General features: G+C 60.8%; 16 protein-coding genes. All 16 read left to right on the forward strand.

The genetic code is table 11. The annotated features are described in order from the left end of the window. Positions 1-72 precede the first annotated feature (72 nt). Positions 73-273 carry a hypothetical protein gene (locus tag ABUH87_RS02055; RefSeq protein ID WP_367768655.1) on the forward strand — a complete coding sequence of 67 codons (201 nt, stop codon included), beginning with the start codon at positions 73-75 and terminating at the stop codon, positions 271-273. After that, on the forward strand, positions 266-601 hold the full coding sequence (locus ABUH87_RS02060; protein ID WP_367768659.1) for a nuclear transport factor 2 family protein: 336 nt from the start codon (positions 266-268) through the stop codon (positions 599-601). The genes ABUH87_RS02055 and ABUH87_RS02060 overlap by 8 nt, the downstream gene beginning before the upstream one ends. Then, positions 601-1,272 carry a complex I 24 kDa subunit family protein gene (locus ABUH87_RS02065; RefSeq protein WP_367768662.1) on the forward strand — a complete coding sequence of 224 codons (672 nt, stop codon included), beginning with the start codon at positions 601-603 and terminating at the stop codon, positions 1,270-1,272. Before ABUH87_RS02060 ends, ABUH87_RS02065 begins: the two co-directional genes overlap by 1 nt. Next, positions 1,269-2,579 (forward strand): NADH-quinone oxidoreductase subunit NuoF, encoded by a 1,311-nt coding sequence (gene nuoF, locus ABUH87_RS02070; RefSeq protein ID WP_367768666.1) that lies wholly within the window; start codon positions 1,269-1,271, stop codon positions 2,577-2,579. Before ABUH87_RS02065 ends, nuoF begins: the two co-directional genes overlap by 4 nt. After that, on the forward strand, positions 2,579-4,597 hold the full coding sequence (gene nuoG / locus ABUH87_RS02075; RefSeq protein WP_367768669.1) for an NADH-quinone oxidoreductase subunit NuoG: 2,019 nt from the start codon (positions 2,579-2,581) through the stop codon (positions 4,595-4,597). Before nuoF ends, nuoG begins: the two co-directional genes overlap by 1 nt. Further along, positions 4,594-5,640 carry an NADH-quinone oxidoreductase subunit NuoH gene (gene nuoH / locus ABUH87_RS02080; protein ID WP_367768672.1) on the forward strand — a complete coding sequence of 349 codons (1,047 nt, stop codon included), beginning with the start codon at positions 4,594-4,596 and terminating at the stop codon, positions 5,638-5,640. The genes nuoG and nuoH overlap by 4 nt, the downstream gene beginning before the upstream one ends. After that, a complete protein-coding gene (gene nuoI / locus ABUH87_RS02085; protein ID WP_367768675.1) occupies positions 5,637-6,122 on the forward strand; it encodes an NADH-quinone oxidoreductase subunit NuoI in 486 nt (161 codons plus the stop codon). Before nuoH ends, nuoI begins: the two co-directional genes overlap by 4 nt. Before the next feature lie 15 nt (positions 6,123-6,137). Continuing rightward, on the forward strand, positions 6,138-6,755 hold the full coding sequence (locus tag ABUH87_RS02090; RefSeq protein ID WP_367768678.1) for an NADH-quinone oxidoreductase subunit J: 618 nt from the start codon (positions 6,138-6,140) through the stop codon (positions 6,753-6,755). Next, a complete protein-coding gene (nuoK, locus tag ABUH87_RS02095; protein WP_367768681.1) occupies positions 6,755-7,060 on the forward strand; it encodes an NADH-quinone oxidoreductase subunit NuoK in 306 nt (101 codons plus the stop codon). Before ABUH87_RS02090 ends, nuoK begins: the two co-directional genes overlap by 1 nt. A 4-nt stretch (positions 7,061-7,064) precedes the next feature. Continuing rightward, positions 7,065-9,170, forward strand: coding sequence for an NADH-quinone oxidoreductase subunit L (nuoL, locus tag ABUH87_RS02100; RefSeq protein WP_367768684.1), 2,106 nt, complete (start codon positions 7,065-7,067; stop codon positions 9,168-9,170). A gap of 49 nt (positions 9,171-9,219) precedes the next feature. Further along, on the forward strand, positions 9,220-10,758 hold the full coding sequence (locus tag ABUH87_RS02105) for an NADH-quinone oxidoreductase subunit M (protein WP_367768689.1): 1,539 nt from the start codon (positions 9,220-9,222) through the stop codon (positions 10,756-10,758). Beyond that, a complete protein-coding gene (nuoN, locus tag ABUH87_RS02110; RefSeq protein ID WP_367768692.1) occupies positions 10,758-12,221 on the forward strand; it encodes an NADH-quinone oxidoreductase subunit NuoN in 1,464 nt (487 codons plus the stop codon). Before ABUH87_RS02105 ends, nuoN begins: the two co-directional genes overlap by 1 nt. 10 nt (positions 12,222-12,231) lie before the next feature. Continuing rightward, on the forward strand, positions 12,232-12,951 hold the full coding sequence (locus tag ABUH87_RS02115) for a biotin--[acetyl-CoA-carboxylase] ligase (protein ID WP_367768697.1): 720 nt from the start codon (positions 12,232-12,234) through the stop codon (positions 12,949-12,951). A 16-nt stretch (positions 12,952-12,967) separates the two neighbouring features. Further along, a complete protein-coding gene (locus tag ABUH87_RS02120; RefSeq protein ID WP_367768700.1) occupies positions 12,968-13,744 on the forward strand; it encodes a type III pantothenate kinase in 777 nt (258 codons plus the stop codon). Between the two features lie 65 nt (positions 13,745-13,809). Further along, the gene (locus tag ABUH87_RS02125) at positions 13,810-15,387 is read left to right on the forward strand and encodes a ribonuclease J (RefSeq protein WP_367769148.1); all 1,578 of its coding nucleotides are present in this window, start codon (positions 13,810-13,812) and stop codon (positions 15,385-15,387) included. A gap of 11 nt (positions 15,388-15,398) precedes the next feature. Further along, a complete protein-coding gene (locus ABUH87_RS02130) occupies positions 15,399-15,689 on the forward strand; it encodes a DUF1467 family protein (protein ID WP_367768703.1) in 291 nt (96 codons plus the stop codon). The last annotated feature ends 32 nt before the right edge of the window (positions 15,690-15,721 follow it).

The following is a 15,721-nucleotide window of genomic DNA, read 5'->3' on the forward strand; positions in this document are numbered from 1 at the left end:
CGACGGCTGGATCGGGCGAGGTGGGACTCTCCGGTGCGGCGCATGCGTAGCGGGAACGCGGGAGTACGTGAAATGAAGACGCAGATGTTCGAGATGACGCGGATGTGGGCGATGGTGACCGGCCTGGTTCTGGCGGTCTGGTACTTCGCCTCGGTCTATTTTGGTTACAAGGCCTCGGAGATGCTGCCGATGCTCGTAACCGCGATTGGTGGGTTCGAAATGTTCCTGTACGGGCAGGATGTATGGCTGAGGCGGCGGAGCAAACATGGCTGATCGGCTTGCCATCGCTGAGCAGATGATTGCGTACTACAATGCGCAGGACGCCGATGCGTATGTCACGCTGATGAGTGAGGACGCTTGCGAGGCGAGCTATCGCGGCGCAGTGCTGCGCAGCGGACGTGAGGGCGTGCGATCGGGTCTGAAGGCAATGTTTGCCGAGTTTCCGCAGAACCGCGCGGACATCGTTAAGAGCTACGAACTCGGCGAATACGTGGTGCTGCATGAGACGGTTTCGCGCTCACCCGACGCCGAGCCGTTCGAAGTGATGTCGATTTACAGTTTTGAGGGCGACAAGTGCTCTCGCGTGGAGTTTGTTCGCTGATGGCCGACCGCTACCTCGAACCGGACTCGCCCGAACTGCGGGCGCAGTGGGGCAACTTTGCCTGGACTCAGAAATGGGCAGAGAAGGCCAAGGCGGCGATCGCGCGCTACCCTGAGGGGCGTCAGCGCTCCGCCGTGATGGCGCTGCTCGACTATGCGCAGCGCCAAGTCGGCGAGGAGACCAACACGCAGGGGTGGTTGCCGATTCCGGTGATCGAATTCGTCGCACGGGAGCTGGACATGCCGGTCGTGCGTGTTCTCGAAGTGGCGACGTTCTACACCATGTACAATCTGGTGCCCGTAGGCCGCTTCCACGTTCAGGTATGCGGAACGACGCCGTGCATGCTGCGCGGTTCGGATGACCTTATCGCTGCTTGCGAGAGGCGCGGGATGCGCCATGGCCACACGACCGATGACGGGCTCTGGACCTTCACCGAAGTGGAGTGCATGGGCAATTGTGCATCGGCACCGATGGTCCAGATCAACGACGACAACTTCGAAGACCTGACGCAGGAGCGGCTGGACGCGGTCCTAGATGCGCTTGCGCGAGGCGACACGCCGAAAGCGGGAACGCAGGAGCCCGGTCGTCATACAGTCGAGCCGGCTGGCGCGTTGAGTACGCTGACCGCCATGGTCAACGAGAACCACGACTACCGGGGTGAGTGGCAATGAGCCTCGCTGACAAGGACCGTATCTTCACCAACGTCTACGGCTATCAGTCGTGGAACCTGGCTGCCGCGCAGGCGCGGGGTGACTGGGACAATACCAAGGAGCTGATTGCGCGCGGGCGCGACGCGATCATCCAGGAGATGAAGGACTCTGGCTTGCGCGGGAGGGGTGGCGCAGGCTTCCCCACGGGCATGAAGTGGTCGTTCATGCCCAAGCAACCGCCGCTGGACGCTGCGGGCAAGCCAAAGCCGAGCTTCCTTGTCATCAACGCCGACGAGTCCGAGCCGGGCTCTTGCAAGGACCGGGAGATCATTCGCCACGATCCGCACAAGTTGATTGAAGGTGCGCTGGTGGCCGGCTTCGCGATGGGTGCGCGCGCCGCTTACATCTACATTCGCGGTGAGTACATTCGTGAGGCCGAGGTGCTCTTCGCTGCCGTGCAGGAGGCTTACGACGCCGGTCTGCTCGGTAAGAACGCGGCCGGTTCCGGCTACGACTACGACGTCTTCGTGCACCGTGGTGCTGGTGCTTACATCTGCGGTGAAGAAACCGCGATGATCGAGAGTCTGGAAGGCAAGAAAGGCCAGCCGCGCCTGAAACCGCCGTTCCCTGCAGGGGCCGGGCTCTACGGTTGCCCCACCACGGTTAACAATGTTGAGTCGATTGCTGTCGCGCCGACGATCCTGCGGCGTGGCGCTGCGTGGTTTTCCAGCTTCGGCAATGAGAACAATCGCGGCACGAAGCTTTTCCAGATCAGCGGCCATGTGAACAAGCCGTGCGTAGTCGAGGAGGAGATGAGCATCCCCTTCCGCGAACTGATCGAGCGTCATTGCGGCGGGATCCGCGGCGGTTGGGACAATTTGCTTGCCGTCATCCCCGGTGGTTCATCCGTGCCCCTAGTCCCGGCTGCGCAGATCATGGACTGCCCGATGGATTTCGACGGGCTTAAGGCGGTTGGATCGGGGCTCGGCACCGCAGCCGTGATTGTCATGGACAAATCGACGGACATCGTTCGCGCCATCAGCCGTCTGTCCTATTTCTACAAGCATGAGTCCTGTGGCCAATGCACGCCCTGCCGAGAGGGGACAGGGTGGATGTGGCGGGTCATGGAACGCCTCCGCACTGGCGAGGCTCATGTGGACGAGATCGACATGCTTCAGCAGGTCACGAAGCAGGTTGAAGGCCACACCATCTGCGCCCTCGGAGATGCCGCCGCCTGGCCGATCCAGGGCCTCATCCGCCACTTCCGCCCCGAACTCGAACGCCGAATCGAAGAGCGGCTCGGTTCGCTGCAAGAGGCTGCCGAATAATGCCAAAGCTGACCATCGACGGCGTCGAGCTTGAAGTCCCGAACGGCGCTACCGTTCTCCAGGCCTGCGAACTTGCCGGCAAAGAGATACCCCGCTTTTGCTATCATGAGCGGCTGTCGATTGCCGGCAACTGCCGCATGTGCCTTGTCGAGGTTAAGCCCGGACCGCCCAAGCCGCAGGCCTCCTGCGCACTGCCAGCCACCGAAGGGCAGGAGATCCGCACCGATTCCGAAATGGTGAGGAAGGCGCGCGAGGGTGTGATGGAGTTCCTCCTCATCAACCACCCTCTGGATTGCCCGATCTGCGACCAGGGGGGTGAGTGCGACCTGCAGGATCAGGCCATGGCCTATGGGCGTGGCGGCTCGCGCTATCACGAGAACAAGCGCGCGGTCACCGAGAAGTACATGGGGCCGCTGATAAAGACTGCGATGACCCGGTGTATTCATTGCACCCGCTGCGTGCGCTTCTCCGAGGAGATCGCCGGCGTTGACGAGATCGGCGCACTTTACCGCGGCGAAAACATGCAGATCACGACGTATCTCGAGCATGCCGCGAAGCATGAGCTCTCGGCGAACGTGATTGATCTGTGTCCTGTTGGCGCACTGACCAGCCGTCCGCACGCGTTCGAGCTACGCCCGTGGGAGCTCAAGAAGACGCTCGGAATAGACGTCTCGGACGCCACGGGCGCGAACATTCGCATCGACAGCCGTGGTCGCGAGGTCATGCGCGTTCTGCCGCGCAACAATGACGACGTGAACGAGGAATGGTTGAGCGACAAGGGGCGCTATCAGGTGGACGGCCTTATGCGCCGGCGCCTTGATCGCCCGTGGATCCGCCGCGATGGCAAGCTGCATCCGGCGAATTGGGAGGAGGCGTTCACCGCGATCGCTTCCTTGAACCCGGGCAGCAGCATCGCCGCCATCGCCGGAGATCTCGTCGACTGCGAAACGATGTTTGCGGCCAAAAAGCTACTCGGTGCCCTCGGGTCGAGCCTGCTGGAAGGCCGGCAGACGGGAATGGATTATGCGACGGACAGCCTGGCCGCAGTGAACTTCAACTCGACATTCGCCGGGATTGAAACCGCGGACGTCATTCTGATCTCAGGTTCGATGGTGCGCTGGGAAGCTCCGCTGGTGAATGTCCGGATTCGCAAGGCGGTGAAGCGCGGCGCAAAGGTCTTCCTGATCGGCCCGGAGTGGGAAACCACGTTCGGCGGCGAATTCATCGGCGACGACTTGTCGTTGCTCGGAAACCTCCCTGAGGCGGTTGTGCGTGCTTTTGGCGAGGCCAAGCGCCCGGCGATCATCGTGGGCGGGGCGGGGCTCGGTCGCGGAGGGCTTGAGGCAGCTCTGGCGCTGGCAGGCAACTTCAACCTCGTGCGCGAGCTGGAAGACGGCACGCGCTGGAACGGCTTCAACGTCCTGCATATGGGGGCGAGCCGCATGGGCGGGCTGATGCTCGGCTTCGCGCAGAAGGGTGGCATCGCCGATCTCGTTTCAGCCAAGCCGAAGGTCGTCATTTCGCTCGGCGCAGACGAGGTGGATTACACCCGTTTTGCCGGTTCGATGATCGTCTACATCGGCCATCACGGTGATAAAGGCGCGCATGCTGCCGATATCATCCTGCCCGGCGCGGCTTATGTCGAAAAGGCGGGAACATACGTCAACACAGAAGGACGGGTGCAGTTCTCTGACAAGGCCGTGTTCGCGCCCGGCGACGCACGCGAGGATTGGACAATCCTCCGCGCTCTCGCCGATGCGTTTGGCGCGAGGGTCGGGTTCGACAGCTTCGAAGAACTGCGTGCCGCTATGATCGCAGAGGTGCCGGCTCTTGGCACGGAGGGATTGGCAGACTACGGAAGCGACCTACCGTCTGGTGGCGGTTCCGCTTCGGGCGCCATCGCCTATCCGATCCAGGACTTCTATATGACCAACCCGATCGCCCGCGCCAGTGCGGTCATGCAGCGCTGCTCGGCCGAATTGCTGCACGGTGAGGACTTCGCGGAGGCAGCGGAATGACCGCTTTCTTCCAGTCGCTTGGCATGTCGTTCGAGTGGGCATGGGCCGTCGCAACGATCTGCGGAATTCTCCTGATCGCGCTGCCCCTGATGTTGGGCGTCGCGATGATCATCTATGCGGACCGGAAGATCTGGGCCGCGATGGCGTTGCGTCGCGGACCCAACGTTGTCGGACCCTTCGGTCTGCTTCAGTCGTTCGCAGACGGCCTGAAGGTCTTTCTGCAGGAAACGATCATTCCGTCGGCGGCGAATAAGGGCATTTTCCTGATCGCACCGATCGTGACGTTTACCGTGGCACTGCTGGCGTGGGCGGTGATCCCGTTCAACTCTGGCGCGGTCCTGGCCGACATCAATGTTGGCCTGCTCTACGTGCTCGCGATCAGTTCACTGGGCGTGTACGGGACGGTCATGGCCGGGTGGGCCTCCAACTCCAAATATCCGTTCTTCTCGGCCATGCGCGCGTCGGCGCAAATGATCAGCTACGAAGTCTCGATTGGTTTCATTCTGATCTGTGTTGTGCTGTGGGCCGGCACCTTCAATATGAACGAGATCGTTGAAGCGCAGCGCGGGCACGGCCTTGGCATCGTCAACGGCTTCTGGTTCAATATCCTGCTCTTCCCGATGTGGGTCATGTTCCTCATCTCGGGCATGGCAGAGACGCAGCGCGCTCCCTTCGACCTCACCGAGGCAGAATCCGAACTCGTCGCGGGCTACCAGACCGAATACTCGTCCATGGCTTTCGCACTCTACTGGCTTGGCGAGTACGCGAACGTCCTGCTGATGTGTGCGTTGAATGCGACGCTCTTCTTCGGCGGATGGTTGCCGCCGATTGATTGGGCGCCGCTCTATTACGTGCCGGGCTTCATCTGGTTGCTGCTGAAGATTCTGTTCTTCTTCTTTGTATTTTCTTGGGTCAAGGCGACGGTGCCTCGGTACCGCTACGACCAGCTGATGCGGCTGGGCTGGAAGGTGTTCCTTCCCGTTTCGCTCGGTTTCGTAGTGCTCGTCTCGGGCTGGCTGATGTTCACGAGGTATGGCGCATGAGTGTCGCCCAACTAGTCAAGTCCTTCACTCTCTACGAGTTTGTGAAGGCTCACGCGCTGACGCTGAAGTACTTCTTCAAGCCGAAAGCCACCATCAACTATCCGTTCGAACGCAACCCGCTTTCGCCGCGCTTTCGTGGTGAGCACGTCTTGCGGCGCTATCCCAACGGAGAGGAGCGATGCATTGCGTGCAAGCTGTGCGAGGCTGTGTGTCCCGCGCAGGCGATCACGATCGAGGCAGAGCCGAGAGCCGACGGATCACGTCGTACCACCCGGTATGATATCGACATGACCAAATGCATCTACTGCGGCTTCTGTCAGGAAGCGTGTCCGGTCGATGCCATCGTTGAAGGGCCGAACCTGGAGTTCACGACGGAAACGCGTGAGGAACTGCTCTACGACAAGGCGAAGCTTCTGGCGAACGGGGACAAGTGGGAGCGGGCGATTGCCGCGAACCTTGAAGCCGATGCGCCCTACCGCTAGGGGGCCGCGGGGCTCATGATTCAGACTTTCGCCTTTTACCTTTTTGCGGTCCTGACGATCGCCTCGGGCGCGATCACTATTCTCGCCCGCAACCCGGTGCATTCCGTGCTCTGGCTCATCCTGGCGTTTTTCAACGCTGCCGGCCTTATGGTACTCGTCGGTGCCGAGTTTATCGCGATGCTCCTCGTGATCGTCTATGTCGGTGCGGTCGCGGTGCTGTTCCTGTTCGTCGTCATGATGCTGGACATTGACTTTGCCGAACTGCGCTCCGGGTTTGTGAAGCATTTCCCGCTCGGCATGTTGATCGCGCTGGTCCTGCTGGCCGAAATAGTGCTTGGCATCGGTGCCTACCGCGCGGGGGCGCTGGAGCTTGGTGCACCTGATGGCATGGCAGCTACACCTGTAGGGGTCAGCAATATCACTGCGATCGGCGCTCTGCTGTACGGCCGCTATCTGTTCCTCTTCGAGGCATCGGGTCTGATCCTGCTCGTCGCGATGATCGGCGCGATTGTGCTGACGCACTATCAGCGCACGGACACCCGGGCGCAGAACATTGCGCGGCAGATTGCGCGGCGTCCGGAGGACTCCACCGTGAACGTCAAGCCGGAAATTGGTAAGGGGGTCAGCCTCTGATGATCGGCATCGAACACTACGTCGTCGTCAGCTCGATCCTGTTCGTGCTTGGCGTCCTGGGCATTTTCCTCAACCGCAAGAACATCATCGTCATCCTGATGGCGATCGAACTGATCCTGCTTTCGGTGAACATCAATCTGGTGGCGTTTAGCGCGTTTTTGCAGGACCTCACCGGGCAAGTCTTCGCGATGTTCGTGCTCACGGTGGCTGCGGGGGAAGCGGCCATCGGTCTCGCCATTCTCGTGATCTACTATCGGAGTCGCGGCACGATTGCCGTCGACGACGCAAATCGGATGAAGGGATAAGACCGTGCATCCCATCATCTACATTGTTTTCCTGCCTCTTCTGGCAGCGATCGTCGCCGGGCTTGGAAACAAGGCGCTTGGCAACTTTGGGGCCAAGGTCATCACGACCGGCGCCCTGTTTGTCGCATGTGCGCTGTCCTGGCCGATCTTTATCGGCTTCCTTTCGGGGACTGCGGAGGCGAGCGTCATCCCGGTTCTGAAGTGGGTCCAGTCCGGCACCATGACCTTCGACTGGACGCTGCGGGTGGATACGCTGACGGCAGTGATGCTGGTCGTGATCACCAGTGTCTCGGCTCTGGTTCACCTCTACTCCTGGGGGTACATGGACGAAGAGCCGGATCAGCCGCGCTTCTTTGCCTATCTGTCGCTGTTCACGTTCGCCATGTTGATGCTGGTGACCGCCGACAACCTCGTGCAGATGTTCTTCGGCTGGGAGGGCGTGGGTCTGGCCTCGTACCTGCTGATTGGCTTCTGGTTCCGCAAGCCCTCAGCAAGTGCAGCCGCGATCAAGGCGTTCGTGGTGAACCGCGTCGGCGACCTTGGCTTCATGCTAGGCATTTTCGGCACCTTCCTGGTGTTCGGTACGGTGTCGATTCCTGAAATTCTCGCTGCCGCGCCGGGCATGGCGGGCTCGACCATCGGCTTCCTGGGATATCGTCTCGATACGATGACGGTGCTGTGCCTCCTGCTCTTCATCGGAGCGATGGGCAAATCCGCTCAGCTTGGCCTGCACACATGGTTGCCGGATGCGATGGAAGGCCCCACGCCGGTTTCGGCTCTGATTCACGCAGCGACGATGGTCACTGCAGGCGTCTTTATGGTGTGCCGTCTGTCGCCGATGTTCGAAGCAGCCCCGGTGGCACTTGGCTTCGTGACGTTTATCGGAGCGTCCACCTGCTTCTTCGCTGCGACGATCGGCTGCACGCAGTGGGATATCAAGCGGGTGATCGCATATTCCACCTGCTCTCAGCTGGGATACATGTTCTTCGCTGCAGGTGTGGGTGCGTACGGAGCTTCGATGTTCCACCTGTTTACGCACGCATTCTTCAAGGCGTTGCTGTTCCTTGGGGCCGGTTCGGTCATTCACGCAATGCACCATGAGCAGGACATGCGTTACTATGGCGCGTTGCGGAGCAAGATCCCCGTAACCTTCTGGGCGATGACCGCAGGTACGCTCGCGATTACGGGTGTCGGCATCGTCAACGTCTTCGGTTTTGCAGGGTTCTATTCTAAGGATGCTATCCTTGAGGCTGCTTACGCTTCAAACTCGCAGGTTGGCAGCTATGCCTTTTGGCTGGGTATTGCTGCCGCGCTGATGACAAGCTTCTATTCATGGCGTCTCGTGTTCCTGACGTTCTTCGGAAAGCCCAGGTGGGCAGCGTCCGAGCACATTCAGCATGCCGTCCACGATGCGCATGGCCATGGTCATGTGGACACGCACGGCCACGGGACCGCGGAAGACAATGCGCCTGCACAGGAGCATTCGGGTCATGAGGATCACGGCGTATCTGCATCTCACGAGGTGCCGGATCATGGCCAGGGCGAGGGAACTGGCGGCTATCGTCCGCATGAGAGCCCTGCAGTGATGCTGCTGCCCCTCGTATTGCTCTCAATCGGGGCCATCTTCGCCGGGTTCGTTTTCCATCACGCCTTCATCAGCGCGGGAACAGGCGAGTTCTGGAGAGGCAGCTTGGTCTTCTCCGAGCACCTCGTTCACGAACTGCACGCAGTGCCGACGTGGGTCAAATGGGCGCCGTTCACGGTGATGGCGTTAGGGCTGCTGATTGCGTGGTATGGCTATGTCCGGAATACGCGCTTCCCGGCGGCCGTCGCTGATCAACTCGGGCCGATCTATACCTTCGTTTATCGAAAGTGGATGTTCGATGAGCTTTACCACTACGTGTTCGTAGTGCCGGCTCTTTGGCTGGGCCGTGTGTTCTGGAAGGTCGGCGATGTGGGCATCATCGATCGGTTCGGTCCGAACGGCGCTGCTTGGGTCGTGAGCAAGGGTTCGCAGTACGCGCATAAGGTTCAGTCCGGCTATCTGTACAGCTATGCGCTAGTCATGCTGATCGGGCTGGTTGCCGCAATCAGCTGGGTGATCGCATGATCGCCTTGGTTCAGGGGGTTCGAGTGGTACAATCAAGAGGGCATGAGTGATGGGAGACTTTCCGATCCTCTCCCTGATGCTGCTGGTGCCGCTCGTGGCGGCGGGCGCATGTCTGTTCCTTCAGGCTCAGGCGGCAAGGACCGTCGCTTTGATGGCGACTTTGGTCGATCTGGCGCTGGGCGTTGTGCTCTGGCTCAGTTTCGATGTCGGTGGCGCGCAATGGCAGTTCACCGAACGTCATGCGATCTTCTCAAGCTTCTCTTATGCGTTGGGTATCGACGGCATTGCTCTGTTGCTGATCATGCTGTCGGTTTTCCTGATGCCGGTGTGCATCGGCGCGAGCTGGACTTCGGTGAACAAGCGCGTCGGTGAGTACATGGCAGCGTTCTTGCTGATGGAAACGCTGATGATCGGCGTGTTTGCGGCCCAGGATCTGTTCCTGTTCTACATCTTTTTCGAGGCCGGCCTGATTCCGATGTACCTGATTATCGGCGTGTGGGGCGGCGACAACCGGATTTACGCCAGCTATAAGTTCTTCCTCTACACTCTGCTTGGATCAGTAGTGATGCTGATCGCGATGCTGTGGATGGCGAACGAGGCTGGCACCACAGACATCCCGACGCTGATGGCATACGATTTCGCGCCTGGCGTACAGACGTGGCTGTGGCTCGCCTTCTTTGCCAGCTTTGCGGTCAAGATGCCGATGTGGCCTGTGCACACCTGGCTTCCAGATGCGCACGTGCAGGCGCCAACTGCAGGTTCGGTGATTCTTGCAGGCGTGCTGCTGAAAATGGGTGGCTATGGCTTCATCCGTTTCTCGCTGCCGATGTTCCCCGAGGCGAGCGCTCAATTCGCACCTCTAGTGTTCGCTCTGTCGATGCTCGCGGTGGTGATCACATCGCTGATCGCGCTTGTGCAAAGCGACATGAAGAAGCTCATCGCCTATTCGTCCGTCGCGCACATGGCGATCGTGACACTGGGCCTTTTTGCCTTCAATGTTCAGGGGCTTGAGGGCGCCATGATCGTGATGCTGAGCCATGGACTCGTCTCTGGCGCGCTGTTCCTGTGCGTCGGCGTGATCTATGATCGGCTGCACACGCGGGAGATTGCCCGGTATGGCGGTCTTTCCATCAACATGCCGCGCTATGCGCTGTTTTTCCTGCTGTTCACGATGGCTTCCATTGGGCTGCCAGGCACTTCGGGCTTCGTAGGTGAGTTCTTGAGCCTCGCGGGGATCTACCAGGTGTCTAGCTGGGTCGCGCTGGTGGGAACGACCGGGATCATTCTTGGCGCCGCCTACATGTTGTACCTTTATCGGCGCGTCGCGTTCGGTGAGCAGAGGAACGCGGATGCTGCCGCCATGCCAGACCTGACTTTCCGTGAGTACGTCATGATGATCCCGCTTGGCTTGGCGGTTCTGTGGATGGGTGTCTATCCAGAGAGCTTTTTGGCACCGATGCGCAGCGACATTGCCGCGCTCGATGCCAGGCTAGCCCGCGCGCGGCCAGCGGGTGATGCCAAGCTGGTGATGGGCAAGGGGCAGACGCCCGCACATGAAGAAGCGTCCCATGGGGAGGGGGCACACTGATGGATTTCGCCCATTCCCTTGGCCTGATTGCTCCGGAAGTAACGCTAAGCGTCGCCGGGCTTGTGTTGCTGCTTGTCTCGGCGTGGAGCGGTGACAAGGCTGCGCGCCTGATCGCCATCGTATCAGTTGCTGTGCTGATCGGCTGTATGTTCCTGACCGCTCCAGCCCTGTTTCAGGGAGCGATGGGGCCGGATGTAACCGCATTCGGAGGGCAGTATCGTGCGGATGCGTTTGCGTCCTTCGCGAAGCTCCTGATCTACGGCAGCGCTGCGGCGGCGCTGGTGGTGACGCCGGCATTTTTCGACCGCTTCGGTGGAATGCGGGCAGAGTACCCTGTGCTCGTGCTGTTCGGTGCGTTGGGAATGGGCATGATGGCCTCTGCCGGCGACCTGTTGACGCTCTATATCGGTTTGGAGCTCAACTCGCTGGCCTCGTACGTGCTCGCGGCCATTCTGCGCAATGACAGCCGGTCAGCAGAGTCGGGGCTGAAGTACTTCGTGCTTGGCGCGTTGGCTTCGGGCATCCTGCTCTTCGGGGTAAGCCTCACTTACGGCTTCACCGGTACGACATCGTTCGCAGGGATCAACCTGGCACTGAGCGGCGGTCTTTCGGCTGGCGCGCTGTTCGGCATCGTGTTCATGCTTGCAGGTCTCGCGTTCAAGATCAGTGCGGTTCCATTCCACATGTGGACCCCTGACGTGTACGAGGGTGCGCCTACCCCTGTAACGACGTTCTTCGCCACAGCCTCCAAAGCGTCCGCCCTTGCATTGACCATGCGCGTCGCGCTCGAGGCGTTTGGCTCGCAGGCAGACGCATGGCGGCAGATCGTGATCTTCGCGGCACTGGCGTCGATCGTGGTAGGTGCCCTCGGAGCGATTGCCCAGACAAACATCAAGCGTCTGATGGCCTATTCTTCGATCAACAATGTAGGCTTTGTGTTGATCGGTCTGGCCGTAGCCACCCCGCAGGGCGCGGCTGCGATGCTGGTGTATCTGGTCATCTATGTCATCATGTCGCTTGGCGGTTTTGTCGCGGTGCTGATGCTCAGAGACGGCGAAGGAAATCAGGTTGAGGCTATTGCCGATCTGGCAGGTCTTTCGCGCACGCGTCCTGGCCTTGCATTGGCGCTTGCGATCATCATGTTCAGCCTCGCAGGCATACCGCCGCTTTTCGGGTTCTGGGGCAAGTTCGTTGTGTTTCAGGCGGCGGTTCAGGGCGGCTTTGTCGCGCTGGCTGCAATCGGCATCGCGGCGTCCGTGATTGGCGCTTACTATTACATCAAGATCGTCAAGATCATGTATTTCGATGAGCCGGCTGGTGTGGTGACGGGACGCAGCGATTGGGCCCACAACGTCCTGTTGGTCCTTGCTGCGCTCTTCATGTCGCCTCTCGGATATTTCCTGACGCGCTGGCTCGACGGTGTGGCTGCGACGGCGGCTGCTGTGCTGTTCCTCCCCGTTTGATGCGACGGCTTTGATCGAGGTCGTCGCCGAGACTGGATCGACCAACACTGATCTCACAACACGTGTGAGTGCAGGTGAGATGGTGAGTGAGGGGCATTGGCTCGTCGCCGACCGTCAGGTCCGCGGTCGTGGGCGACATGGGCGGACCTGGAGCGATGGCGCCGGGAACTTCATGGGCTCGACGCTGATAAGGTTGAGGGCTGGCGATCCACCAGCTCACACCCTCTCGTTGGCTGCAGGTGTAGCGGTCTTCGAGGCGTTGTGCGCGGTCGCGCCTGGGACAAGGGAGCAGCTTAGCCTCAAATGGCCGAACGATGTGCTGGTCGGGCCTGCGAAGCTTGCGGGCATTCTGCTGGAGCGGGTAGGCGAAGCGGTGGTGGTCGGCGTGGGCGTTAACCTGTTACATGCGCCAGATGTGGAAGGCAGGGCGGTGGCGAGCCTGGCATCGCTCGGCCATGTGGTCGACCGTGATGCATTCGCAGCAACGCTCGATACGGCTTGGGGCGAGGTGCTTCAGCTCTGGCGCTTTGGAGGGTGGGCGCAAGTTCGCTCTCGCTGGCTGGCCCGGGCGCATCCCGTTGGCACGGCCCTGGCGGTCCACGGTTCTGAGAACGGGGTGCTGCATGGCGTGTTCCTCGGGCTCGACAGCGAAGGGGCCTTGCAACTCGAAGACACGGGCGGCACCAGACGCACCATTCACGCCGGCGAAGTCCTCATAGACAGCCGTTGATCGGGATTACCGAACCATGCTGCTCGCAATCGATGCAGGCAATACCAATGTCGTTTTTGCGCTCTTCGAGGGGCGCACGCTTAAAGGGCGCTGGCGGATTGCGACGGATCCGCGGCGCACGGGGGATGAGTATGCGGTCTGGCTGATGCAGCTTCTTGAGATCCGAGGAGTGGAGCGGCAGGCAATCGATCGAATCATCATCTCTACGGTCGTGCCACGCGCCTTGCACAACCTTGATGTGCTCTCCAGGCACTACTTCGGCATCGAGCCGCTGATCGCGGGACAAGGCGCCGCCAGCTACGCCATCGATATCGACGTGGACGAACCGCGTTCGCTCGGCGCCGACCGCGCGGTGAATGCGGTTGCCGCACACGCGAAGTATGCAGGTGATTTGATCGTCATCGATTTCGGGACGGCGACTACGCTCGACGTGATCGACTTCAACGGCGCCTACAAGGGGGGGATCATCGCGCCCGGTATCAATCTTTCGCTCGATGCCCTCGTCGGCAACACCGCGATGCTTCCGCGCATTGCAATCGAAGTGCCGGAGAGTTCGAGCGTGATCGGACGCAACACAGAGGACCAGATGCTGATTGGTGTGTTCTGGGGCTATGTTGCCATGATGGAGGGGCTGATCGCACGAATCCGATCGCAGATTGGTCGCCCTGCGAAAGTCATAGCCACCGGCGGCCTTGCCGTGTTGTTCGATGAGGCAGCGGACATCTTTGATGCCGTTGACCCCGACCTCACGCTCGAAGGCCTGGCCATTCTAGCGGAGCGTGCTTCTAAGTGACGAATACAAACAAACCGGGTGAGGAACTGCTTTTCTGCGCCCTGGGAGGCTCGGGTGAGATTGGCATGAACGTCAATCTCTACGGCTGCCGCGGCAAGTGGATCATGGTCGACCTCGGGATGACCTTCAGTGGGAATGAGTACCCTGGTGTCGATCTCGTTTTCGCGGATCTGGACTTTATCGAACAACGGCGGGAGGATCTGCTCGGAATCGTGCTCACTCATGCGCATGAGGATCACATCGGGGCGGTTCCATACTTTGCCAGGAAGCTGGGCGCTCCCCTCTATGCGACGCCCTTCACCGCCCGTCTCGTGGCCGCAAAGCTGCAGGAGGAGGGCATTCTCGACGAGGTCGAGCTTAACGTCGTCAATGATCTCGATGAGTTTGAGCTCGGTCCCTTCGGGATCAGCTATGTGCCGCTTGCGCACTCCATCGCAGAAGGCAACGCGCTGCTGATTGATACGCCGTTCGGCCGTGTATTTCACACAGGTGACTGGAAGATCGATGAGGAGCCGCAGATCGGTACTCCCGCAACGGCTGCCGAACTGACGGAGATCGGCGACGAGGGGGTGCTCGCGCTGGTGTGTGACTCCACCAACGTCTTCAACCCCGAACCTTCGGGTTCTGAGGGTGAGGTCTATCGCGGGCTGCAGCTTGAAGTGGCCAAGCATAAGGGACGCCGGGTGCTGGTCACCACGTTCGCGTCGAACGTTGCGCGACTTCAGACGCTTGGGGCTGTCGCACGCGCGACGGGGCGACAGCTCTGCGTGGCCGGGCGCTCGCTTGATCGTATCATCGAGGCGGGTCAGGCGAGTGGATATCTGAAGGATCTGCCCACGCCTGTCGACTTCGACACGGCGATGAGTCTGCCGCGCGGCGAAGTGCTTATCGTTGCGACAGGTGGCCAGGGCGAACCCCGTGCGGCGCTGGCCCGCGTCGCCGAGGAAAATCATCCCCTGGCCCTCGAAGCGGGGGACGTCGTTCTGTTCTCAAGCCGTCAGATCCCCGGGAACGAGATTGCGATCGGGCGGATCCAGAATCGTCTTGCCGAGCGTGGTATCGTTCTGGTGACCGACCGCCAAAGCCTGATCCACGTTTCAGGTCACCCCGGTCGCCCGGAACTTGAGGCGCTCTACCGTTGGATGCGTCCTGAGATCCTGGTGCCGGTGCATGGTGAGATCAGGCACATGCGCGAGCAGGCAAGCCTCGGCCTGGCGAGCGGCATACCCAAGGCCGTGTTTCAAACGAATGGCGATCTCGTGCGACTTGCGCCGGGAGCGCCGGGTAAGATCGACGAAGTGCGCGCCGGCAGGCTCGTTCTGGATGGCGACATGATCGTGCCGGCCGACGGGGACGCCGTAGTCATGCGTCGCCGGCTTTCCAACGCCGGTGTCGTAACCGTGGCGGTTGGAAAGCAAGGCGAGGTCCAGGTTGAGGCCTTGGGACTTCCTCTTGAACTCGAACGAGAGAGCTTCCTTGATGAAGTCCGGCGCGACGTCGAGGGCGCCTGTGCGGGTGCGCGAAAGGCGCGTGCGGACGCCGGCAAGACCCGCGAGGCAGTGCGGCTTGCGGCACGCCGGGCGGCGTCCCGGTGGACGGGCAAGAAGCCGCAAATCATCGTGATGATGGCACAGGAAGGCTGAGGGCTGCTCAGATGGAATGGACTTCGATCCTGGCGATTTATGCCCTGCTATGGGTGCTGAGTGCGTTTCTTGTTCTGCCGTTCGGACTGCGCACACCCGACGAGGTGCAGGGGCACCAGGTCGAGAAAGGGCACGCGGATAGTGCGCCCGTCAACTTCCGTCCGGGCAAGGTGGCGCTACGTGCGGCCATCCTGGCTCTGATCCTGATGGTGGTGTTCTACGTGAACTACATCAATGGGTGGGTCGTTGCCGAAGATCTCAACTTCTTCGGCACGCCCCCTCTCAAGGAGATGGGGTACTGATTACAGCGCGGGCAGCAGGGCTGCAGCGCGTC

This window comes from Novosphingobium rhizovicinum (genome assembly GCF_040813635.1).
Lineage (GTDB): Bacteria > Pseudomonadota > Alphaproteobacteria > Sphingomonadales > Sphingomonadaceae > Novosphingobium > Novosphingobium rhizovicinum.